The following is a 23399-nucleotide window of genomic DNA, read 5'->3' on the forward strand; positions in this document are numbered from 1 at the left end:
GAGTTCGTCACTTCACCCGTTTTGTATTATCTGTATTCATCATTTTAGGCCGGCGCTTCATGACTAAAAGAGGCATTCTGATGACGAAGTCTTTCCAATCTTTCAAATGATAAGGAACTGCCGGACTTGCGTATGGGACACCAAAGCTCTTTAGCTTTACGACATGGCTGCTTAGAAGCAGATAATACATAATGACACCAAATAATCCAAACACCGCAGCGCAAAACATCGCGCCAAACCGAAGCATCCGAAGTGCTATGCCTGTACTGTAATGCGGGATGGCAAATGAAGAAATTGCTGTGAGCGCAACGACAATGACCATAATTGGACTGACAATCCCTGCCTGCACAGCTGCTTCTCCGATGATTAATCCGCCAACTATGCCTATTGCAGGTCCGATCGGTTTTGGCAGACGCAACCCCGCTTCTCGTAAGATTTCGATTGCAATTTCCATAAATAAAGCTTCAATGATGGATGGGAACGGAACACCCATACGCGTCCCGGAAATTGAAATTGCCAGTTTGGTCGGAATTAACCCCGGATGAAAAGAAATAAATGATATATATAAAGCCGGCGCAAATAACGTTATGATTGCCGCAATGAACCTCAGCAATCTGATGAGCGAGCTTGGGAACCACCGTTCATAATAATCTTCAGGTGATTGAAGCACCATGCTGAAAGTGACCGGAACAAGCAAGGCAAACGGAGTGCCGTCAAGCAGAATGGCTACTCTGCCTTCCATTAATCCGCTTATAACGCGATCAGGCCGTTCTGTACTCTGCACTTGCGGAAAGGGGCTCAAATAATTATCCTCAATTAACTGTTCAACGTAGCCTGATTCCGGCAAATGATCTATCTCAATCCCTCTCACTCTTTTTTTTACTTCCTCGACCACTTTTGGATCTGCAATGTCATTCATATAAGCGATGATTAAATCCTTTTTTAGCCGTGTCCCTACTTCAAATTTCTGCAATGTTAATTGATCATTTTTTCCTTGCTGTCTTAAAAGAGCTGTATTCGTACTCAACTCTTCTGTAAAGCCCGTGCGCGGCCCTCTGACAAGCGCTTCTGAAAGCGGCTCCTCGATACTTCGATTTTGTTTTTTTACTGTTCCCAGAAGAAAGGCCTGCGGCATTCCATCGATAAGAAGCGCTGTTGAACCCATGAACACATTCAGCACGATATCACTGATTTTCTCTGATTCTATAACATCACTGACTGATACGATTTGATTCTTTATAGATTGCGGAGTAAAAATGTCTTTGCCGGAATGAGAAATTTCATCGCTTACCTGATGATGATTCATGATTAACGCTGATAGTCCTTTATTAATCATATCCTGATCAGACAATCCATCAACAAAGATCAATGCCGATTTCACATGTAAATGAGTGATCTCAAGTTCCCGGATATGAACGTCTCCGTTATGTCCGATCTTTCTTTTTACTAGCTCAATGTCGTCTTCAAAGTTACCGGTTAACACATCATGGTCCTGCTTTTCAGCTTTTGAATGATCTGATCCTTGATGCTGCTTCTGTGTTTTGTACTGATTGCTCCGCCACCTCATGATTGCACCTTCTTATGTATGAATCCAAGTAAACACTTTATAGATTGCATATGGAACGAGAAATACAACTAACGCTTGAAACCATACTGTCCAGTCAGTAAGTGTTGATACCATGTTATCCATCTGTCAATTCCCTTCTCTTTCATAGGATTATTTTTCCCATACATCTATTATTTATGTTCGTCTTTTTTCACAATAAAAAAAGCATGATGAACGTCTTCATCACGCTTTAGAGAAATCGATGTTAAAGAAGGTTCAGAAGAAACCCGCCAATCACACCGGTGACTACAACCATCCAAGGAGGCAGCTTCCAATAAGCAAGCATACTGAACAATACGGCCGCAAACGCAAAATCAATCGGATTCAAAATCGCACTTGTCCAAATCGGAAAATAAAAAGCTGAAATTAAAATTCCGACTACCGCTGCATTCACTCCTGCAAGAGCTCCCTTTAGTTTAGGATTCCTCCGCAAAGCATCCCAATATGGCAACGCACCTAAAATAAGCAAAAATGCAGGCAGGAAAATGGCAATGGCGGCTAACGTTCCTCCCTGCCAGCCGCCCATGACCGCACCAAGATAGGCGGCAAATGTAAATAACGGCCCCGGCACAGCTTGTGCTGCACCATAACCTGCTAAAAATGCTTCTTTACTGACCATTCCAGCTGGTACAAACTCCTGTTCCAATAGCGGCAATACAACATGTCCTCCGCCAAAAACCAAGGACCCCGCCCTATAAAAGCTGTCAAACATAGAAAGCCAGCGCATATCCGCAGTTTCTCGCAGAACAGGCAGAAGAACAAGCAACCCGAAGAATAATGAAAGACACGCTGTTCCGAATGTCTTAGAAATAGGAAAATGGAAATCCGATTCTTTTTTGTCGATAGACTCTTTAAACAGCAGAAAACCAATCGCTGCGGAGATGATTATAATACCTGCTTGAGTAAACACGGTTTGCCATAAAAGTGAAACAACCAATGCAAACAAAGCAATCGTTTTTCGCTTGACATCAGGAGTCAGTTTTTGAGCCATTCCTGCTATAGCATGGGCAACAACTGCCACCGCCACGATTTTTAAACCATGAATCCAGCCGGCTTGCTCTATATTGGTATTTTTTAATAAAAGAGCAAATATGATAAGTGCCAAAACAGAGGGCAGCGTAAAACCTAGAAATGAAACGATACCGCCGAGTAATCCGCCACGCATAACACCAATCCCAATCCCAACTTGGCTGCTCGCCGGTCCAGGCAAGAACTGGCACAAAGCAACCAAATCAGCATAGCTTTTTTCATCCAGCCATTTTCTTTTGCGAATATATTCTTCATAGAAATAACCCAGATGAGCAATGGGACCTCCGAATGATGTAAACCCAAGTCTTGTTGAAACAATTAAGATTTCTATCAGAGTTTTAAAGCTGCTGCGCTTATGTTCGTACATCTCTTCCTCCACATGTTCTCATCATTTTAAAAAAGTATATTAACCACTTAAGTATAAAAAACTGAAACATGTATGCAAGTGCTTGTTTGAAAATGATGCAGAACAAACGGAAAAATGCTGACACTCCTTACCTTTTTTATCATAAAAAAAGACTCAAAATGAGCCTGTTTGCAGTCGGGAATAGACTAAAATTCCAGTTTGAAGCTTTCTGCCTGATCTGAAACTTCCACAGGTATCCCCATTATCGTTTTCGGTTTTGAAACGTAAACAAAGCGCATCTCTTCCTCTAATTGCTGAAACGTTTTTTCACTGACTACAATTCTAGCCGGCTTTCCTGGGCTGTTATCAATAGCTGCTTTGATTTTTCCAAGCATAAAAAACCTCCTGTTTTAGATTCTAAACCAGAAATATAACCATAATGAGATTAATGACAGCTAAAACTCCTGAAACATATGCTATACGTTTGCTTTTCCTCCAGAAAAACAATACATTGGCTAATAAAACAAAACTGATGAACGCATCAAATCCTCGCAGAACGATTGGGCTGAACAGGATTTCTGGTTCAAAAATAACCATTGCTACTGTACAAACAATCATGAGTGAAAGGACATAAATATACACTTTCCACTCTCTCACTGTATTTTCTTTCTCGTACACGCAGCCCCTCCCCCTTTCACAGATTAAACCGGATGACTGATACAAGGTTCATCAACAGACTGCAGCATAATTCATACAAGCTATGGACATGATCTTATTAGTTATTATATGATTTAAATAAAAAAACATCATATGTCAAGAGGTAAACGAAATGGATCAAAATCATCAGAATACATTACCCGATATTACGAAAAACATTACTCTGGAAGCACCTATTCAGAAGGTCTGGGAGACAGTCTCGTCTTCAGAAGGCATCGCCAAGTGGTTTATGCCCAACGACTTTCAGCTGAAAGAAGGACGAGTATTCCACTTACAATCACCGTTTGGACCGTCTCCTTGTAGAGTTTTGACTGTTCAAGTTCCCACTGAACTTTCTTTTGAATGGGATACAGACGGATGGGTCGTTACCTTTCAATTAGAAGACTTGGGAGAAAAGACGAGGTTTACCCTTATTCACAGCGGATGGAAGGAGCCAAATGAAGTGATCGGCAAAGCAAACGAGAAAAGCTCCATCATTCGCGATAAAATGGATGGAGGCTGGACAGGTATTGTGAATGAACGGCTTCGTAAGGCTGTCGAAGAATAAAAAAGAGAGAGTATCTCTCTTTTTTGTTTTCGAAAGTCTAAGTCCATCAATCATAAAACGTAACGGTTTTTGATTTACCAGAGTAATCGGTAACAAAGAACTCCGCCTTGTTATTGCTTCCATCTACAAATTTCCCGATACTGCTAAAGGTATGACATTCTCCGGGCGAAAAATAATTTGACCCTACATAATCATCAGGATTGTCACCGGCATCATCTTCATATAGGTGCAGCGAAACAGAAAAAGGAGTGCTTCCTGAAAGACATACTCTAAAATCTCCTCCGCTCGAATACACTGTCGGACTTGAATAAGTATATGTGTAAGTCCCCAGCTTATCCCACTCCCCAGCTCCAGTGGTTCCCGCTTTTTCTGCTTGTGCCGTTAATGGAAAAACCGCAGCGAACCCTAAAACAGACAGGAATCCAATTACCTTATTGTATTTCATCATCCAGATCTCTCCTCTATTTCAATCATAGCAAGTCACAGTACTATACGTAGTCATTTCTTTGTGCCTGATATGCCATCCCGTATGGCAGCGATATGATCCCTATAGCCTCAACACAGCATTTGATCTAGCTCACCTCCTCGCATCTTTTTGTTAATGGCATTGGACATTATATTCTGCAGCAGCCGTTTTATGAATATTATCTCAACACGCCTGCTGGCGGTTTTTAAAATGTTCAAAATAAACGTATTTCCATTTAAACCGCCATCTCTTATAATTTGTTTAGAAGGTTGAACTTCAATCAGGAGGAAAAGAACATGGAATTAAGCTTCACAAAAATACTCGTTATTTTATTTGTAGGCTTTTTAGTATTTGGTCCTGATAAACTGCCGGCGCTTGGCCGTGCTGCTGGAAAAGCCTTATCAGAATTTAAACAAGCGACCAGCGGACTGACTCAGGATGTAAGAAAAAGTGATTCAGAAAACAAAGATGACAAACAAATGTAGGATAAATGATTTGGCCGATGAAAAATCGGCCTTTTTATTTTGATTTGTTTCTGTGTCACCTGCCTCTTTTTCTATGAATTTGGACAGCCCTTTTTTCCCTTTATGATTTAAATTGTCCAATCCGCACAATCTATTCGCCATATAATAAAGCGTATTAACAATAAAGGAGGAGTATATATGGGTTATTACAAAAAATATAAAGAAGAGTATTATACGGTCAAAAAAACGTATTATAAGAAGTATTACGAATATGATAAAAAATACTATGACCACCATGATAAAAAATATTACGACTGTGATTATGACAAAAAATATTATGACCATGATAAGAAATATTATGATCACGACAAAAAAGACTATGATTATGTTGTAGAGTATAAGAAGCATAAGAAACATTACTAAACTCCATTAACATCTCCTCGTTTTCCTTTTTCCCCGGCTAAATGCCGGGTTTTTTTGTTTGACCATTGTTCATATAATCTGAAGCTTCCCGCCTTTTTTTATGTAGACCTTAATGACTGAATCTGAATTTAAAATGAATATTTAGTACATAGTTTAATTAGTTTATATAGAAGTATATTTATCCCGCTTTCAAGTATTGCAGTTACAATGAAAATTTTGTAAACTCTTTGAGGATCATACATAAAGGGAGAGATTGTTTGTCTAAAAATAAAGTATTTTATCTCATTTTACTTTGTCTATTTATATCAATTGTCATGAAAAGCTTTGATGTGATAAGAATGATTGCCAATGTTAGCTGCTTTGTTTTCGTTTTGCTGTACGTTAAAGAGGAAATAAAAACATATACACGTAAAGCGTTAGCGATCCTAAGCATTTGTTTTCTTTTCTTAGTCAGTTTCTGTACTTTTATTATTTTAAAGGGACAAGCAGTTATAAAAGATCACCCCTTCCTTACCGGCTGGGAAACGATAGCGATCGTTCTCTTGATTATCGTTTCTATAAACACTTGTGCTTTTATTTTGAGGAAGGTTTCAAATCGGTTAAAACAATTGAAAACAGATAGATTGTAGGAGCAGTTTCTCTACATAAACAATCCAATATGAAATTTATGAATAAAATGAAATATTTTGTTGATTTATATACATAAACCAAGTACCAAAATAAGGTATAATGAATGACGAAACCACTATCAAAAGGGGGAATTTTGTTGAAAAAAGTATTGATTGCAGGTGCAGTAGGAACAGCAGTTCTTTTCGGAACACTTTCATCGGGTATACCAGGCTTGCCCGCGGCAGACACTCAAGTCGCAAAAGCGGCCTCCCAGCTGCCTAAGGGGATCGGCGGCCGCGCCTACCTGAACAGTTCTGGCGCAGTTTTTACAGCTAAAATTAAGCTGCCTGACACCGTAAAAAATGATGACTCGGTCTCTACGCCTTACATTTATTCAGGCTTTAGCGCAAAAAGCGGAACTGAGGCGGATATCGGGCTTCAGTACAGCAAACAATACAACGTCTGGAAGCCCCTCATGAAGGTTGGGTCCAAAAATGAAGAAACATACATCGAAGGAAAAGACAAATTCACATACAATAAAGGCTTCCGTCCTGGAAGCACAGTCCAAATGACAATCTATAAAAATTTGAACGGCAATACACGTATGACCCTCTGGGGAACGAACAATGACGGTTATACCGGACGGATTATCACGGAAATTCAAGGAACCAACATCGGCACGATCTCAAAATGGAAAACACTTGCTACTGCGGCTGTTTCTTATGAAAGTCAGCGTAATGCCATCAAAGCAACTTTTTCAACAGCTTTTAACAATATTACAATCGACAATAAAGCTGTCACACCTGTCGTAGATACACAAGATTTCGCAAAGGTTGCTGTTTCAGGAAATAACGTTACGATTTCTGTTAATAAATAAAGCAACAAAAGACCGCCGGCATTGCCAGGCGGTTTTCTTATCATTTTCCATCCACATAAAGAATTCGGTTCGGATTCCAAATCCTATAGAGATTTACGAACAGAAGCACTTTCCTTTTCTAATTTTTTCATGATTATAAAAGAGTAACAAACAAAAGTTGAAATTTTGAAATAACTTTGGTATGATTAATTCAATTACTATTGAACTACATAAAATTAAAAGCCCCTCATTTGTGGGGCTTTCAATTATTCTTTTAATAAAATAAGTACCTTGAAGCTTAGGTTGACAATTACACTAACAGAGTTGCAATGTTGGGTCATTGCTTGATTATTATAAAGTGAATTATCGAAATCTTCAGCTCCTTTGTTTATTTATATCATATTTTAATATAGGGTGGAATTTGTATGAAATACGGAAAAACAGGTCTTTTTGGGATTATTTTAGTTATTATTGCTCTTCTGATATCAATGTATTTTATGTTTAATACAAAAGCGTTGATACCTGCTGGATACGATCTGGCTATTCATGGTATTGTTATTTCAAGAACATTAATGATTGCTTTCACTTTGTATCTAGTTTCAAAATTAGGGTATTTTCTTCTTAATAAAAAAGATTAGCTTCAAAAGCTAATCTTTTTTTATATGAAATTAATAGTTTTTTAGAGCATATTCTCCATACATAGGTTTTTTAACTACGTATTTTTTCTTTGATACACATTTACCGGTAACAATATCTTTAAGACAGTTGTATCCTTCTTCTACATTATACCTAACTCTATATGCCATATAAACTCTTTTATTAGCTCCAACATTTAGAGTATATCCTTTAGAGCTAGCTACAGAGCCTGCAGTAGAGATTCCTAAACCACTAATAGATCCGCTTACAGTTGTTGTAAAAGTAACTGTTTTGTTTGCAGTAATGGATCCCCCTTTACTCCCCGTTGCTATATTATCAGAAACTCTTTTAAAGCTAGACCAGCTTTTATATGTTTTAACATTCATCTTAACATTACGAAAATCGTTCACAAATTGCGCAGTAAACTCCCCGCCTCCTGAGTTACTTGTTAAGCCAGTTGACTCGTTTGCAAATACGGTATGCACCTGTGATTCAATTGAGACAGGCTTGTCTGCCCCTTTTTCAGCAGCTAATACATTGCCATTAGGAAAAGCTAAAATAAATAGAGCTATGGAACTAATGGCTAACTTACAAAAAACTTTTTTCATCGACAACAGTCCTTTCTATGTATTCATTTAGTACCATATAAGTATACAATTTCTAGAAATATATTTAAATGGTTATTTTCAAATATTAAGAATATTTTTAATGGAAATATAGAGAAGCAAGGGTTACAGTATAATATTATTTGACATGGTGCTTGTTCACCATATTCTGCCGAATTTCAGACCAAGTTCACTTAGAAATGGCATGAACACAATTCCGTGCTAAAAAATATGAAACTGCCCCCTTTAATTATGGTTAAGGGTAGATTCATATCTTCTTTTGGTTGCATTTATTCAAGGACCAAAAATATTGCATTTCAACCCTCAAAGTGCACAAAGTAATCGTATTTTCGATCTTGGTCTTTTAAGGTAAAATATGTATATGTTAATATTAGGTTTACACTTTAGCTATTCAAATGTTTAAGAAATCTAGAAAGGTTGATGAAAATGAACCTTTATTTAATTGTAGCTCTTGTTATTTCAGTTTTTTTGAATGTGATCTTATGTATCCAGTTAGCAAAATACAAAACCAGTCATTCCACTAATATAAGTTGGAAAGAAAGGATGGGACTCGACAATCCCTTTACAGCTATTGTATGGGCTTTTCTTTGCATTACAATATTCTTGAGCCTTATGGTATTATTAGCAGGAATTAACACCTTATAAAACCACTGCCTTTTCATCGTTCATTCAATTTTTTCAGACCAAAGAATCCGTCATTCTTTAGTACACAAGACCCTCTAACGCTTTTCTAACAATCCCTTTGCTTCGATTGCTCTCTAATTTTGTTTTCTTTTTAATGAACAATAAAGAGGCAGCATTAAACTGCTACCTCAAATGAAAGCCTGTCCCCATGTTTATAGTTGATTAACTTGAAATCATCAATGGTAAAGTCATAAAAATCTTTTACTTCAGGATTGATCCATAATTCAGGTGCTTCAAACTGTTCTCTTTCCATTTGAATTTTCAAATTGTCTATATGGCGTGTGTAAATATGGCAATCACCAATGTTAAAGATATATTCACCAAGCTCATAACCAGTCACTTGAGCAATCATGCGCTGCAAAACATTGTACTGGAATACATTGAATGGATTCCCCAACGCCATATCATTGCTCCGTGCTCTTACCTCTAGGTGGAGTTTTCCTTGCTTAACATACCATTGCGTCTCGTATACACATGGTGTTAAGGCCATTGAGTCTAATTCATCAGGATTCCAAAGCATTGTAATGTGTCTCCGTGAAGATGGGTTGTTCTTCAATTGATGCAGAAGATAATCAACCTGATCTACCTTTTCTCCATTTAGATTTCTGTTTTTCTTGCCCAGCTGGAATCCATATGCATGTCCGATGCTGCCATCTTCTTGTTTCCACTGATCCCAAATATGTACGCCCATTTTGTTCAATTCAGTAACATCGTTCGATTTCAGCTGCCAAATCCAGAGCAACTCTTTAATCGCTGTTTTCCAGGCAACTTTTTTTGTTGTTAAAATAGGAACTTCTGAGTTGTCGAATCTCATTTGCTTGCTGATGATGCTTAGTGTGTGAGCCGGTGTTCCATCAGAGTCCCACTTTGTTCTTACATTAAATTCTTCGTCTGAGATTCCATTTTTTAAAATATCCTTGATAATTGAATTGTATTGTTTATCAAATTGGGTCATGACTGTTCATATCCTTCTTTCTTTTTCAGTTTCTAGGCATTTCAAGAAATGATTTTACGATACCAATTTTATCGACAAAAACTATGCATGTGCAGATAAAATGAGATTGTGATTCCAATCATTGTGTGCTTAAAGAGGAGTTAGCCCCTCTTTTACACCTGTATTTCCCTATAACATAGTCTGTCACATAGCTCATAGTTACCGCCAGTTTGAAACATACACCGTTGATAACATCGTTGAGGATTATAAGAGATGATTTGATATTGAGGCACATGAAAATTAAAATAGTAAGGTGTCTGTGTGTACCAAATTGGATATTGTCTAAACATATTAATTCCTCCATTCGCTCCCCTTGGCTTAATGCATTGTATTTACCTCAATATCAATTGTCATTTGTCCATGTGAAATTGGGCTTTGTTTAAAACAAATCCCTCTAATTTCATTCATTTGATCATTGCACTTTCTTTTATTGTATTTGGTAACAGATCATTCCCTCTTTAAATCGTTTCGACTGGTTTTACTGATTGTTGAGCTTCCAACGCAGCATCAGAAATAATATCATAGAGCTCCTGACTTTTAACCAAGCAAATATTCTTCAGCATTTTCTGGAAGTCCCTCTTCTTCTTCATACACTTTCATCTAATTTATTGTAATTGAATCCATTCTCCTGCTCTTATTTTAATAAGTAATTTATCCATTTTGTTTTCAGAAAGTTTTTAAACAGCCTCTTTTTACAATTATTATTTCATTTGACTATACCTTATCATTGAAACTTCATATATTAATTTCGATTAGAATAAAAGGAGGGCTTTAATTGGGTTATTACAAAAAGTATAAAGAAGAGTATTACACTTGGAAAAAAACGTATTACAAAAAGTATTATGATCATGATAAGAAGCATTATGATTGTGACAAAAAATATTATGATCATGATAAAAAACATGATCATGATAAAAAGTATTATGATGATCACGATTATCATTATGAAAAAAAGTTTTATGATGACGATGATCATTACTATGATTTTGTCGAATCATATAAAAAACATCACTAAATCACTTAAACATCTATTTATTCCCTCGGTGACATACCGGGGCTTTTTTATTTATGAAAACATGTCATTAACTTGGCTTTAAATTAGTTTCATTTGTAGTTTTTATTTGCCCTGTCCTACTCTTTATTCTAGATAAAAGTATTCTTTTATTGAAATCTGAATCTTCCCTTTTCCCTATTTATGTTAAAATGAGTTAAAGGAAATTGTGGTGTATTTATGCTCGACTCAGCTTTTCTCTTGCCATACTTAATGGTTCTTTATTTTTGCTTTATATTTTATAGACTCATAAGACGAGTCCTTTACAGAAAAGGCCGGCTACCCATACATAAACATATCGTTATCTTTTGTTTATTGGTTTACTTTTTCAACTTGATTAGTGTTACATTATTCCCTATGCCAATAGATGCTGATTTAATTAAGGATATGAAATACGACTCTTATATCCCATTCGTATCAGGAAATAACTTTATCCCGTTTTACTTTTTTGTAGATGTTTATCATGAAGGACTGCAATATTATGTAATTAGATCAATTGGAGGAAACCTAATATTATTACTGCCAGTTGGCTTGTTGTTTCCTCTTTTATTTAAGAAATTAAATAACGTAAAAAGAATTTTGCTAACTGGATTTTTCATATCTTTGTTTATTGAACTAGCACAGCTTTCGATTTCAGTGTATATAAGATCTGTTTACAGAAGTTTTGACGTAGATGATTTAATTCTTAACACCTTAGGAACTGTGATAGGGTATTGGCTCTTTTTCATTTTAAGCATGTTTTATAAAAGAGTAACTTATCGCTTTAAAAGTAATACCTCAATAAACATTGAGTAATTTTTTGATCTATCCATAAGGTAATATGTACCTTGGCTGTAACCTCCATAAGGTCAATTACACAACATGAAGGCAGCCAAGGTTTTATTATTTACTTCGTTCCCGTAGAACCGTGCCCGCCTCTATCTTCATTCCCTAAACGCTCAACTTCAATTAATTCAAGTGCCGGCATTTTTTTCATAATCCTAAATTGACAGATACGGTCTCCCTTTTTAATTTCTGTATCACGTAATGCGTAAGCAGGAAAGAACCAAAAATCGTTGTCTCCCTTGTATGACTCATCAATAACCCCCATTGAGTTTGTTTGAATAACGCCAAAATTCTTATATGTACTTGAACGGGGAACGACATGTGCTTCGTAACCCTCAGGCAACTCCATTGCTACACCTAATGGGACAAGTTTAAATTCATCTTTTTTCATTGTTACATCTTCGGCAGCCCGAAGATCAATCCAATCTCCTTGCTCAATTTTGCTGATTCTTGTTTGTGTTTCATCTAGATATTTGATTTTAATTTGCATTGTCATATGTATTACTCCCTTTAATTATAGAATTATTATACGGTAAGGCCTGTTCTTGTGTCATTGTCATCAGTTATAAGTTGAATCTCTTCAAAGTCGTTCTTTAGAGCATTAATGAAAAGCTTTTCAATGACATTTCTGTCTTTACAGTATATCGAAACATAGCTGCTATCTGCCAACAATAGGACAAGTTCGCAATCACTGTCAACAAACTCTTCGTATGTCTGGACTAGATCAACCGCTTGTCCAAATGGATATGCTTGCAATTCAACGAAAATGGTATAGTACTGATTGGTTTTTAAGTAAGACTGCCCCTTCAACAACTGAGTTGTCTTTGAAGAATTCCTGATCATCTAGCCCATCTGTTACAAAATAAGTTTCTCCCCTCATTTTCCACATATAATGAGTGATTTCAAACGGTTGCAGTATTCTCCATAGGACATTTCCATATTCATTCGGTATTTGAAAACTAACTCCCCTTTTCATGTAAACCCCTCTCTAAAATCATACTCAACTGTTAGGTTAGCGTAACAAGAATCGACTGCCATTTGATACCGCTCTTCTTTCTTATAACTCACTTACTTTACAAATTTTAATTAGTTCTTCTAATTTAATCAGTCTCATTATTTTATCACTTCCCTATCAAAAATGATTATTGAAAGGTTTTGCTGTTCTCCACCAATTCAAGCACTACGTTTAACTTCTCTGAAAGCTACTGTCACAGGAGTCAGGCGGAGTTTTTAGACCGGCCGACTCCATTTATTTTTTATTTAAACAACACAAGAAAGACAGCCAAAATAATCTGACTGTCTTTTACAAAACGATTGGTTGTATAATTTGCTTTGCTATGTACTTGCGTAGTGGGAGTACTCTTTCAGTTCATGATTTTATTATAAATAATTACACCTCAATAACTGACTTTTCAGGGGTATCTTTAACGTGTCGAGAACGAAAATGCTCTTCTAGTTCTTCAAGTGTACGCCCCTTTGTTTCCGGCATGAATTTGTATACAAAACCGATTGCCAATACACCCAAAGCGACGAATATAAAGAATGTAAAAGACAAACCTGCAGAGCTAAGCAAAATCGGAAAAGCAAAACCGATCATAAAGTTTAATATCCACAGAAAAAAAACACTTATTCCAGAACCAAGCCCTCTTAATCTTTGAGGGAATATTTCCGCAATGACCAGCCAAGTCACAGGGCCTACGCACCCTTGCATAAAGGCAAGAAATAAAACGGTCAAGGAAAGTACAACATAAGGGAGTGCTGCAGATCCATCAAGCACTATTGAGAATATTGCAATGAATAAAAGCGCTGTAGTCGTTCCCGCCAAACCAATCAATAATATTGGACGCCGGTTCACTTTTCCGACCAGCCAAATCCCAAATATAACTGCTATAACTGATATCAGCCCATTCCCAATATTAGCGATTAAAGCCGCTTTTGTACCAAAACCAGATTCTTTAAGGATTTGAGTGCCATAATACATAATCGAGTTAACACCTGTAATTTGATTCACTATGGCAACACCGATTCCAATCAGTAAAAGACGGCGCAGCCATGGTGTAGAAAAGTCCTTGAGTGATGCCTTCTCTAGTTCTGTATCTTTTTCTACCGCTGCTTGAATTTCTCTAAATTCAGCTTCTGCACGCTTATCTTCTCGAATTTCTTTAAGAACACGCAGCGCCTCACTTTTTTTCCCTTTGGAGGTTAGCCATCTCGGGCTTTCTGGCACCTTGAGCATACTGGCAAATAACATGATAGCCGGAACGGCACAAAGGGCAAGCATGTATCTCCAAACATGTCCGGTATTTGCCATTGTTACACCAAGGATCGCATTAAAAACATATGCTAAAAATTGCCCGCCGACAATCATTAGCTCATTTTGGGTTACCATACGTCCTCTCTTCTCATGCGGTGACATTTCTGCCAAAAAGGCCGGAACCATCGCTGAAGCTCCACCAACAGCCAGCCCGAGCAAAAAACGAAAGATCGCCATGATTGAAACATTAGGGGCTAATGCTGTTCCGAGAGATGCCAGGAAGAATAGAAAAGAAAGATGAAGGATCATTTTCCGGCGGCCATAGCGATCAGCTAATCTGCCGCATAACAACGCTCCAAACGCCGCACCTAATAAAAGAATACTTGTCACAAGCCCTTCTGTAACCGGTGTTAGATGAAGCTGATCTTCTCTCGCCATAAAAGGTAAAGCTCCATTTATAACTCCGGTGTCATATCCAAAGAGAAGCCCTCCAAATGTTGCTGAAATCATAATTAATTTCAATCTGCGATTTTGATGTTCATTCATATCCATTTTCCCTGCCTTTATTAAGAATACTTAATAATTTCCTTTCGGTATGGCTATTGAAACAAGGATATAGAATTTTAACTAAAAGTAAGATCGTTTGAAAATCATGTCTATCTTAGATTTCCGGCTCTGCATTTGTAATCGCTTTCACTTTTCACCAAAAGAGAAAACACAAACTCTTAATTGTTATGTTGTAGTGATGTTTTTGTCACTTTATTGTCATTTCTGATATTATCATAATTCCAAAAGCGTTTTAAGTCAATGAAATTTTCGGAATTATTTGTTTTTATCTTTTCGAGGATATGTTTTGGTTATTTTATTGGCAAGTTCATATTTTACCGTTTGTAAATTCATTGTATGAAGCTCCCATGAAATTATGGGTATATCCATTCACAAAAAATGTCCATATCGTTATAATGATGAAGTTAACCGATTAAAAGAAGAGCATACAAGAACTTACTTGCTAAAGAGGGAATCAAAAATGAAGAAAGTTTTAATGAGTATTATCACATTGGTTTTAAGCATGAATTTGGCAGCCTGTGGATCAAATCACGCAGAAAAAAGCCATTCAAAAACGAATGAAAAAGAACAGGTCTCTCAAGGTACTCCATCTAATGTTGATAAACAGCTAGAACAAAAGGCTGGCACATCATATTCAAAAAAACATAAGAAATTAGCGGATGTTACATTAGATAGAGCAGTGGATGGAGATACGATTAAGGTTATTTACAATGGAAAGAAAGACACAGTTCGCTACTTGCTCGTTGATACACCTGAGACGAAGAAACCGAATTCTTGTGTTCAGCCGTACGGTGAAGATGCGTCAAAACGAAATAAAGAATTGGTCAACAGCGGTGAGCTGCAGCTGGAGTTCGATAAAGGCGATCGAAGAGATAAGTATGGAAGACTGTTAGCTTACGTTTATGTTGACGGCAAATCTGTTCAAGAGACATTATTGAAAGAAGGGTTGGCCAGAGTAGCATATGTATATGAGCCAAACACCAAATACATAGACCAATTCAGACTAGATGAGCAAGAGGCAAAATCAGAAAAACGTTCAATCTGGAGCAGGAATGGATATGTGACTAATAGAGGATTTAATGGCTGTGTGAAATAGAAAGATCCTACGGTTGAATAAGCAACAACAAAGCAGAATGCAACTTTTAAAGAATTGAGTGAAACTTCTAATGCAAATGAAAATAAAACCTCTTATGCTGCAGCGTCAACTGGAGGAACAGAAGCGTTTGCAAATTGAATTAGAAAAAAAGCTCTGGCTTGTCTAGTTTCCATTCTGCTTACCAAGCTAAAACAGACAGAGATCATGACAACTATGCCTGTTAAATTTTCTGCTGTGTAAGTAATGCCAGAGGATCTGTATATTCCTAATAGTTAGAGTTAATCCTGCTTTTTAAACATGAATCTTGTTGACTAACGTAAAAACAGCTATTTAGATAATAAAAAAGCACCCTTCACGTTAAGGTGAGGGGATATTTTTGTATGAAACTTACTTTCGGTTTTATCGTAAATCAAAAATTCGGACTGAAACACGAATCAAAACTTAAAAGGATTAATTTCTTTTTCCTCCAATAGTCAGTACATTAGTCGTTACATTAGCACTGCCATTACTTTGATATCCCTCTACCGTAAGCGCGGTTTCATACATCTTACCCATTGGCATTCCTAAGCTTTCCCACTTCTTGAAGTGTTCGCTGACAGATACAGTTCCGCTCGTTCGTTTTGTCTGCCGGACACTCCAATACTGTTTAAAGGTTGCGATACCTATAATAGAAGGCTGGTTGATTCGAATCGTTTCATAAATGTCATATGTGCCTCCATCAACAGTAAAACTACCCTTCGGCGTTCCGGTCGGTCTATAGGTGCCCCAATTATCGACGATGTAATATTCAACGAGCGGGTCCTTCGTCCATCCATACACACACAGATAGGAATTTCCTCCTGGATTGAAGGTTGCGTTATAATGAATTGATATGTTTCCAAGTTGTGAGTGAGTCTTGGTAGAGTCGAATTTCTTGCCTTTTCGAAATAACGCATTCCCGATGTTATTCCACTGGGCACTAAACGCGCCGCCGCTATTGAGCGTCATACTGGTGTTCCCGTGATCCTTCCACAGTTCATAGTCATAGCCATCGTGGGAGCCGGTTTGATTTGAGGTAATTGTAGTTGCCGCCTGTGCGGACCATGCAGGTAATGTCAGCGCTAGACTAAATAAAACTGCTAACAAAAACCTCATTCTTTTTTGTTTCATTTGGTATGCCTCCAGTTTGATTAGATTGTATTTAGGTCTTACCGTAATGTTTTGTTTACTCACCACCTTTCAATGCAGTTATATTATTGTTCCTGCTAACCTCTTAAAAAGTTTCGTTTATCATGTAATAGCTTTATGTTTTTGATGGGAAATAGAATGGAGCAACTGATTTTTTGATGCCGCTTTTAATTTGGTTACCAGATATATAAACCCAATGATGCATCTGTAGTGAGTCATCAAAGGGCTTTGATGATGATTAGCCGTTAATTGTTCTTACGTCATTTATCATTAGTTTTTTCGAAAGCTCTTTAAAGCTGTATTTAGATCCTTTGTGTGAGTGTAAATTTTTTTATACAAATCGAATAGTGTTTTGTATTTTTGAACATTTTGTTCCTTTGGAAAAAATGCAGCAGCCTCACGAATGAACTTCTCTGCACATTCTTCAAGGGATTCAAACCACCCACTTCCAAAGGCAGCTAGCATCGCAGCCCCCAAGGCTGGACCTTGTTCATTTTCTAACTTGATCACCCTCGCATTGAAAATATCAGCTTGCATTTGCAGCCACGTTTCATTTTTAGCTCCCCCGCCAATAGAAACAACAGTATGAACTGATTTCCCTACTTCGCGGAATAACTCAATTGATTCATGTAAAGAGAATGTGATCCCTTCCATTATCGCCCTCAAAAAGTGCTCTCTTTTGTGGGCCCCATCCATTCCGATCAAGCTTCCCCGAATAGAAGAATCAGCATGCGGCGTTCTTTCACCAACCAAATAAGGAGTGTATAGCAGTCCATTTGATCCTATCGGAATAGATTCTATCCCCTGCAATAATTGCTCAAACGATTCGTTTGGTGCAAACGTTCTTTTAAACCAGTCTAAGCTGTATCCTGCAGCGAGCGTGACTCCCATCATATAAAAAGAATCCTCTTTTCCATGATTAAAAAAGTGCACTTTCCCTTTAAAGTCTCTTTCTTTGCCTTCTTCGTAGGAAAGTATGACCCCGGACGTCCCAATACTGCATAATGTTTTTCCAGAAGAAAGAATACCGGCCCCAATAGCACCGCAAGCATTATCTGCTCCCCCAGCGTACACTTTTGTTTTTTCTAACAATCCGGTCTTCGCCGCAACGTTCGGAAGCAGCGATCCTACACAATCATGAGATTCAATCAGCGGAGGACAAATACCTGTAGAAATACCAAATTGATTGCAAATCTCATCGCTCCACTCCTTGCGGGTCATATGTAAAAGTAAAGTGCCTGCTGCATCGGAGTATTCGGTGTGAATGACACCAGTCATACGGAATCTCACATAGTCTTTCGGAAGCAAAAAAACAGCAATTTTTTTAAAAAGTTCAGGTTCATGTTCCTTCACCCATAACATTTTAGGTAATGTAAACCCTTCTAGAACACGGTTTTTTGTGATGTCAAGCAGATGATCGCCAAATGTCTCGGTCATCCTGATACATTGAAGCGTCGTTCTGGTATCATTCCAAAGGATTGCATGGCGTAACACCTGCCGATCTTTGTCAAGCAGTACTAATCCATGCATTTGTCCCGAATAGCTTATCCCGTCAATATCCTTGGCTTGAACGTTGGATTTAGAAACCAATTCAGCCAATGCATTAATTGTTTGCTGCACCCAGTCTTCAGGATTTTGCTCACTATATCCCGCCTTCTCTTGAATGAGCGGATAACTTTTGGACGTTTCTGCACAAACCTTGCCGTTTTGATTGACTAAAATGGTTTTAACAGCACTTGTTCCAATATCTATTCCAATGACATACTTCATTTTTTCACTCCTTAACCTTTAAAAAACCATTCACTCTAAATAAATCCCAATTGTAGAAATTACCCGTCATAACAATAAGCAAAAGTAAAGGCATCATGACGGGTAGATCGTTGACTTGGTATCTATAGCAGGATCTGGAGCTTATCCTGTTATACTTCTAAAATGTATTGGTTCAATATCGCTTTTAATCGCTCCTGTCTTCCAGACTCGTTTTTCATTGATTTATTGTTGAGCGCATATTGCTCAAGCATCTTGAAATTGGCTCTTCCTTCTGCAATTTCGAGACCAATCCCTTCAGTAAAGCTGCGATAACGATGTTTAATCACATCTTCAAACACACGATCTTCGACTAATTTGTGGGCGACTTTCAATCCTCTTGCAAATGCATCCATCCCTGCAATATGGGAATATATTAGATCATCAGGCTCAAAAGAAGATCTTCTGACCTTCGCGTCAAAGTTTAATCCGCCGCTTCCAAGGCCGCCATTTTGCAGGATTTCGTACATTGCTAATGTCGCAGAATATAAATCTGTCGGAAATTCATCAGTGTCCCAGCCTAAAAGAGGATCACCCTGGTTCGCGTCAACAGAGCCAAGAAGTCCATGTACTCTTGCCATGCGTAATTCATGCTCGAATGTATGCCCGGCTAATGTGGCATGATTGGCTTCGAGATTTAATTTAAAATGATGATCTAAGCCATATTGCTTCAAAAAGGCAATGGTTGTTGCGGCATCTGTATCATATTGATGCGTGGTCGGCTCTTTTGGTTTTGGTTCTATCAAAAACTGCCCTGTATACCCGATTTCTTTCGCATAATCCACTGCCATATGCATGAATCTGGCCAAATTATCAAGTTCAAATTTCAAATCGGTATTTAACAATGTTTCGTACCCTTCACGGCCGCCCCAAAATACATAATTCTCGGCGCCAAGCTCTTTTGCTGTTTCTAATCCTTTTTTCACTTGTGCTGCAGCATACGCAAACACATCTGCATTGCAAGAAGTCGCGGCACCATGGACGAAACGGGGATTCGTAAACATGTTTGCAGTATTCCATAATAGCTTAACATTGCTAGTTCTCATGTAATCTTTCATCAGACTCACTATAATATCTAAATTTTGGTTTGTCTCTTTTAGCGTACTACCTTCTGGTGCAATATCCCGGTCATGAAAAGCAAAATATGGTGCATCCAGTTTTTCAAACATCTCAAATGCTGCTTCTACTCTCGCTTTCGCTAAATCCATGCCTTTATACTGATCCCAAGGTCTTTGCATCGTAGCTGCTCCAAAAACGTCTGTGCCATCAGCGGTAAATGTATGCCAATAAGCAATAGAAAATCGCAGATGCTCTTTCATTGTTTTTCCGCCGATTACTTCTTGAGAATTATAATATTTAAATGCTAAAGGATTAGTGGAATTTTTCCCTTCGTAAACCACTTTGTTTACGCTTCCAAAAAAGTTAACTGAACTAGAATGAGAGTGAGCCATGTTATGTCCCCCTTAAAAATAAATTCAAAACATGATAATTCAAATTCAGGCACATTTATAAGTAAGTTGTATATTAGTTTGTTGTTCAAACAAACTAACTTATTTTCATCTTATATAACCCCATCAGTATTTTCAATATTTTTTTTAGTTTTTTATGAACACATTCGATATAATAAAGGTAAGATTCGCTATGTAGTATGTTTCAAATTGAACACACAAAAATTTCAACTTAATTTAAAGGTTATACAAATGGAGTGGATGAAGTGGATATCGCAGATCAAACCTTTGTCAAAAAAGTAAATCAAAAGTTATTATTAAAAGAAATACTTAAGAACTCACCCATTTCAAGAGCAAAATTATCTGAAAAGACTGGATTAAATAAATCAACTGTTTCATCACAGGTAAGCACATTAATAAAAGAAAATCTTGTATTTGAAATAGGTCAGGGACAATCAAGTGGCGGAAGAAGACCTGTCATGCTTGTTTTTAATAAAAAGGCGGGATACTCTGTGGGAATAGATGTAGGTGTGGATTATATTAATGGCATTTTAACAGACCTTGAAGGGTCAATTGTGCTTGATCAACACCACCATTTGGAATGCAATTCTCCAGAAATAACGAAAGACATTTTAATTGACATGATTCATCACTTTATTACGCATATGCCAGAATCTCCGTACGGTCTTATTGGTATAGGGATATGCGTGCCTGGGCTAATTGATGAAAATCAAAAAATTGTTTTCACTCCGAACTCCAACTGGAGAAATATTGACTTAAAACCTTTCATACAAGAGAAGTTCAATGTGCCTGTTTTTATTGAAAATGAGGCAAATGCCGGCGCATATGGAGAAAAAGTATTCGGTGCTGCAAAAAATCACGATAACATTATTTATGCAAGTATCAATACAGGGATAGGGATCGGTATTATTATCAACAATCATTTATATAGAGGGGTAAGCGGATTCTCTGGAGAAATGGGACATATGACAATAGACTTTAATGGCCCTAAATGCAGTTGCGGAAACCGAGGCTGCTGGGAATTGTATGCTTCAGAGAAGGCTTTATTAACATCTCTTCAGACGAAAGAGAAAAAAGTATCCACTCAAGATATCATAGAACTCGCCCATCTGAATGATATTGGAACTTTAAATGCGTTACAGAATTTTGGATTCTATTTAGGAATAGGCCTTACCAATATTCTAAATACATTCAATCCACAAGCCATTATTTTAAGAAACAGCATAATTGAATCGCATCCTATGGTTTTAAATTCAATTAAAAGTGAAGTGTCAGCCAGGGTTTATTCCCAATTAGGCAGCAGCTATGAATTATTACCATCTTTCTTAGGAAAAAACGCACCAGCGTTAGGGATGTCCTCCATTGTTATTGACCATTTTCTGGATATGGCTACAATGTAATTTATAATTAATAATGCACAAATCTTTATGTTTTATGCTCATCTTTAATGCTGAATAGGAGTATAGGGCGTCTTCTACTATGAAAAAGGAGTTCTAAAATAGAAGTCTCCTTTTTCATATGCATATTATTTTTCTTTATAACGAAAATATCTAAAGTCGGCCGGAATATGATTACCGCTGGTATCTTGGCATTGCATCCCTACAAAGGCTCCTGTGAAGAATCCTCCTCCACGGATGTAATCATCTGATAATTTTTTCGTTTCTAATGAAATGTCAATTTTTTGCCAATCTTCTTTGTGAAAAGAATAGAAATAAGTATAGTTTTCTCTTTCAATATTTACTTTTAAATATACATACTTAACCTCCCGAGGAATAACGATTTTATTTTTTAATGGCTGTGAAAGAGAAAAGTTATCACATATTGTTAATTCAAGAATACGGCCAAGTTCTTCATCATGTGTGATTTGAAGAGCTGTCCAGTTCTCTGTATTGTAATAGTTCACCAATCCAGCAGCTTGTTGAAAATTTTCCGGATAAAATGCAACAGCGGTTTCCGCTTCAAAATGGAGACTTTGCCAACGTCTGGCTACAAATGCCTGAGTAAAAGTCGAGGTTAATGATTCATGGCCGTGTAATCGTAAATGATTTGGCACTTGAGTCAATGAACCTAATTCATTTGTAAACGGAATCCTTAAAGTTTGAAAGTTAATATTTAATTTTGAGTCCTCGAATTCATCAACTTCCGGGTACGTTGCTTCAAACGCTGTTTCGGGTATAGAAGGCGCTTCTACCTCCAAGCTCCCTTCTTTTCCGCCTGCTACATAGGGCCATTCATCTTTCCAATAAAGTTTTTGAATAGCTGTTTCTCTCCCCAAAGGACAATATCCTCTCTGCTGAAAAATTGAATCATCACCCGGATGAATAGGACGTCCCGTTAAATGAGCTAAATACCACTCACCTGTATGTGTTTGAACAATGGATGCATGCCCGCATTTCTGCAGCGGATTTTCTGGATCATGCCATGACGTTAAGATGGGATTATCAGGATGAACTTCATATGGACCCTCAATATTTGCAGAACGGGCAATTGTAGCAGCGTGTTCGAACCGTGTTCCTCCTTCTGCGGTTAATAAATAATAATAGTTCCCGATATGATAAAGGTGCGGAGCTTCAGTCAGCTTTCTATCCGTTCCTTTAAATATAACTTTCGGTTTACCAATTAATTTTTGCTCCTTATCAGAATATTCCTGTATGACAATTCCTCCGAATGCGTGCCGATCAACACGCTGATCCCATAACATATTTAATAAATATTTTTTTCCATCTGTATCATGGAATAAAGAGGCATCAAACCCCGAGCTATTTAATGTAATCGGCTCCCCCCAGTCGCCATGAATCGTCTCACAAGTCACTAAATAATTGTGACAATCTTTCCACGCCCCGTCTACTACCTTAACATCCGTATAGACCAGCCAAAACTTTCCGTCGCTATAACTTAAACATGGCGCCCAAACCCCGCCTGAATTAGGGTTTCCTTTCATGTCTAATTGTGAAACTCTCTGTAATGGATGTGCAACTAAGTGCCAATTTACTAAATCCTTTGAATGGTGTATCTGGACTCCTGGAAACCACTCAAATGTAGATACAGCGATATAATAGTCCTCTCCTACCCTGCAAATACTTGGATCGGGATTGAATCCTTTAAGCACTGGATTGATAATCTTCAATTGGAACTCCCCCTCAGCTATTTTCTTTTGACTC

22 protein-coding genes and 2 pseudogenes are annotated in these 23399 nt (G+C 37.5%); 10 read left to right on the forward strand and 14 right to left on the reverse strand.

The genetic code is table 11. The features are described 5' to 3' along the window. Positions 1 to 7 precede the first annotated feature (7 nt). The 4 genes from CVV77_RS03310 to CVV77_RS03325 form a co-directional block, all read right to left on the reverse strand. Positions 8 to 1570 (reverse strand): spore germination protein, encoded by a 1563-nt coding sequence (locus CVV77_RS03310; protein WP_100274640.1) that lies wholly within the window; start codon positions 1568 to 1570, stop codon positions 8 to 10. Between the two features lie 241 nt (positions 1571 to 1811). After that, positions 1812 to 3002: a chromate efflux transporter gene (gene chrA / locus CVV77_RS03315; RefSeq protein ID WP_100274641.1), complete on the reverse strand. Its 1191-nt coding sequence runs from the start codon at positions 3000 to 3002 to the stop codon at positions 1812 to 1814. A gap of 185 nt (positions 3003 to 3187) precedes the next feature. Further along, positions 3188 to 3376 (reverse strand): hypothetical protein, encoded by a 189-nt coding sequence (locus CVV77_RS03320; protein WP_084992289.1) that lies wholly within the window; start codon positions 3374 to 3376, stop codon positions 3188 to 3190. 22 nt (positions 3377 to 3398) lie between these two features. Further along, a complete protein-coding gene (locus CVV77_RS03325; protein ID WP_084992287.1) occupies positions 3399 to 3659 on the reverse strand; it encodes a hypothetical protein in 261 nt (86 codons plus the stop codon). A gap of 151 nt (positions 3660 to 3810) precedes the next feature. On the opposite strand from CVV77_RS03325, the gene CVV77_RS03330 reads away from it, so the two are divergent. Then, the gene (locus CVV77_RS03330; RefSeq protein WP_100274642.1) at positions 3811 to 4245 is read left to right on the forward strand and encodes an SRPBCC family protein; all 435 of its coding nucleotides are present in this window, start codon (positions 3811 to 3813) and stop codon (positions 4243 to 4245) included. A gap of 46 nt (positions 4246 to 4291) precedes the next feature. Here CVV77_RS03330 and CVV77_RS03335 read toward each other — a convergent pair whose 3' ends face one another. Further along, positions 4292 to 4690: a hypothetical protein gene (locus CVV77_RS03335; RefSeq protein WP_100275134.1), complete on the reverse strand. Its 399-nt coding sequence runs from the start codon at positions 4688 to 4690 to the stop codon at positions 4292 to 4294. Positions 4691 to 5007: 317 nt separating this feature from the next. On the opposite strand from CVV77_RS03335, the gene tatAC reads away from it, so the two are divergent. The 5 genes and pseudogenes from tatAC to CVV77_RS03360 all read left to right on the forward strand — a co-directional run. After that, positions 5008 to 5196, forward strand: a complete 189-nt coding sequence (gene tatAC, locus CVV77_RS03340; protein WP_003238227.1) for a twin-arginine translocase TatAC — start codon at positions 5008 to 5010, stop codon at positions 5194 to 5196. A 177-nt stretch (positions 5197 to 5373) separates the two neighbouring features. Then, complete coding sequence (locus CVV77_RS03345) at positions 5374 to 5598, forward strand: hypothetical protein (protein WP_003238229.1); 225 nt, start codon at positions 5374 to 5376, stop codon at positions 5596 to 5598. A 257-nt stretch (positions 5599 to 5855) separates the two neighbouring features. Continuing rightward, positions 5856 to 6227 (forward strand): YoqO family protein, encoded by a 372-nt coding sequence (locus tag CVV77_RS03350; protein ID WP_100274643.1) that lies wholly within the window; start codon positions 5856 to 5858, stop codon positions 6225 to 6227. Between the two features lie 134 nt (positions 6228 to 6361). After that, positions 6362 to 7084, forward strand: coding sequence for a YrpD family protein (locus CVV77_RS03355; RefSeq protein WP_003238232.1), 723 nt, complete (start codon positions 6362 to 6364; stop codon positions 7082 to 7084). A 398-nt stretch (positions 7085 to 7482) separates the two neighbouring features. Then, a pseudogene (locus tag CVV77_RS03360) lies at positions 7483 to 7701 on the forward strand (hypothetical protein); the annotation flags it as partial. Between the two features lie 30 nt (positions 7702 to 7731). Here CVV77_RS03360 and CVV77_RS03365 read toward each other — a convergent pair. Then, on the reverse strand, positions 7732 to 8307 hold the full coding sequence (locus CVV77_RS03365) for a hypothetical protein (RefSeq protein ID WP_032732005.1): 576 nt from the start codon (positions 8305 to 8307) through the stop codon (positions 7732 to 7734). An 817-nt stretch (positions 8308 to 9124) separates the two neighbouring features. Next, positions 9125 to 9964, reverse strand: coding sequence for a thymidylate synthase (locus CVV77_RS03370; protein WP_100274644.1), 840 nt, complete (start codon positions 9962 to 9964; stop codon positions 9125 to 9127). 814 nt (positions 9965 to 10778) lie between these two features. Between CVV77_RS03370 and cotU the strand changes: the two genes are divergently transcribed. Next, positions 10779 to 11018 carry a spore coat protein CotU gene (cotU, locus tag CVV77_RS03375; RefSeq protein ID WP_100274645.1) on the forward strand — a complete coding sequence of 80 codons (240 nt, stop codon included), beginning with the start codon at positions 10779 to 10781 and terminating at the stop codon, positions 11016 to 11018. 249 nt (positions 11019 to 11267) lie between these two features. Then, the gene (locus CVV77_RS03380; protein WP_258459149.1) at positions 11268 to 11849 is read left to right on the forward strand and encodes a VanZ family protein; all 582 of its coding nucleotides are present in this window, start codon (positions 11268 to 11270) and stop codon (positions 11847 to 11849) included. Positions 11850 to 11940: 91 nt separating this feature from the next. Here CVV77_RS03380 and dutA read toward each other — a convergent pair whose 3' ends face one another. The 3 genes and pseudogenes from dutA to CVV77_RS03395 all read right to left on the reverse strand — a co-directional run bounded on the left by dutA (position 11941) and on the right by CVV77_RS03395 (position 14685). Next, the gene (gene dutA, locus CVV77_RS03385; RefSeq protein WP_003238248.1) at positions 11941 to 12375 is read right to left on the reverse strand and encodes a dUTP diphosphatase DutA; all 435 of its coding nucleotides are present in this window, start codon (positions 12373 to 12375) and stop codon (positions 11941 to 11943) included. 29 nt (positions 12376 to 12404) lie between these two features. After that, positions 12405 to 12855 (reverse strand): annotated as a pseudogene (locus tag CVV77_RS03390) (DUF2691 family protein). Between the two features lie 414 nt (positions 12856 to 13269). Next, complete coding sequence (locus tag CVV77_RS03395; protein WP_100274646.1) at positions 13270 to 14685, reverse strand: sugar porter family MFS transporter; 1416 nt, start codon at positions 14683 to 14685, stop codon at positions 13270 to 13272. A 475-nt stretch (positions 14686 to 15160) separates the two neighbouring features. Between CVV77_RS03395 and CVV77_RS03400 the strand changes: the two genes are divergently transcribed. Then, the gene (locus CVV77_RS03400; protein WP_100274647.1) at positions 15161 to 15796 is read left to right on the forward strand and encodes a thermonuclease family protein; all 636 of its coding nucleotides are present in this window, start codon (positions 15161 to 15163) and stop codon (positions 15794 to 15796) included. A gap of 450 nt (positions 15797 to 16246) precedes the next feature. Here CVV77_RS03400 and CVV77_RS03405 read toward each other — a convergent pair whose 3' ends face one another. The 3 genes from CVV77_RS03405 to xylA form a co-directional block, all read right to left on the reverse strand. Beyond that, on the reverse strand, positions 16247 to 16945 hold the full coding sequence (locus tag CVV77_RS03405; RefSeq protein WP_003238262.1) for a glycoside hydrolase family 11 protein: 699 nt from the start codon (positions 16943 to 16945) through the stop codon (positions 16247 to 16249). Between the two features lie 288 nt (positions 16946 to 17233). Beyond that, positions 17234 to 18733, reverse strand: a complete 1500-nt coding sequence (xylB, locus tag CVV77_RS03410; RefSeq protein WP_100274648.1) for a xylulokinase — start codon at positions 18731 to 18733, stop codon at positions 17234 to 17236. A gap of 149 nt (positions 18734 to 18882) precedes the next feature. Continuing rightward, complete coding sequence (xylA, locus tag CVV77_RS03415; protein WP_100274649.1) at positions 18883 to 20220, reverse strand: xylose isomerase; 1338 nt, start codon at positions 20218 to 20220, stop codon at positions 18883 to 18885. Between the two features lie 263 nt (positions 20221 to 20483). Between xylA and xylR the strand changes: the two genes are divergently transcribed. Then, on the forward strand, positions 20484 to 21638 hold the full coding sequence (gene xylR, locus CVV77_RS03420; protein ID WP_019258497.1) for a transcriptional repressor XylR: 1155 nt from the start codon (positions 20484 to 20486) through the stop codon (positions 21636 to 21638). A gap of 125 nt (positions 21639 to 21763) precedes the next feature. Here the strand turns inward: xylR and xynB are convergent, their stop codons facing one another. Then, complete coding sequence (xynB, locus tag CVV77_RS03425; RefSeq protein ID WP_100274650.1) at positions 21764 to 23365, reverse strand: xylan 1,4-beta-xylosidase; 1602 nt, start codon at positions 23363 to 23365, stop codon at positions 21764 to 21766. Positions 23366 to 23399: the final 34 nt, after the last annotated feature.

Origin of the sequence: Bacillus sp. SN1 (assembly GCF_002796895.1) — a bacterium.
GTDB classification, from domain to species: Bacteria; Bacillota; Bacilli; order Bacillales; family Bacillaceae; genus Bacillus; species Bacillus inaquosorum.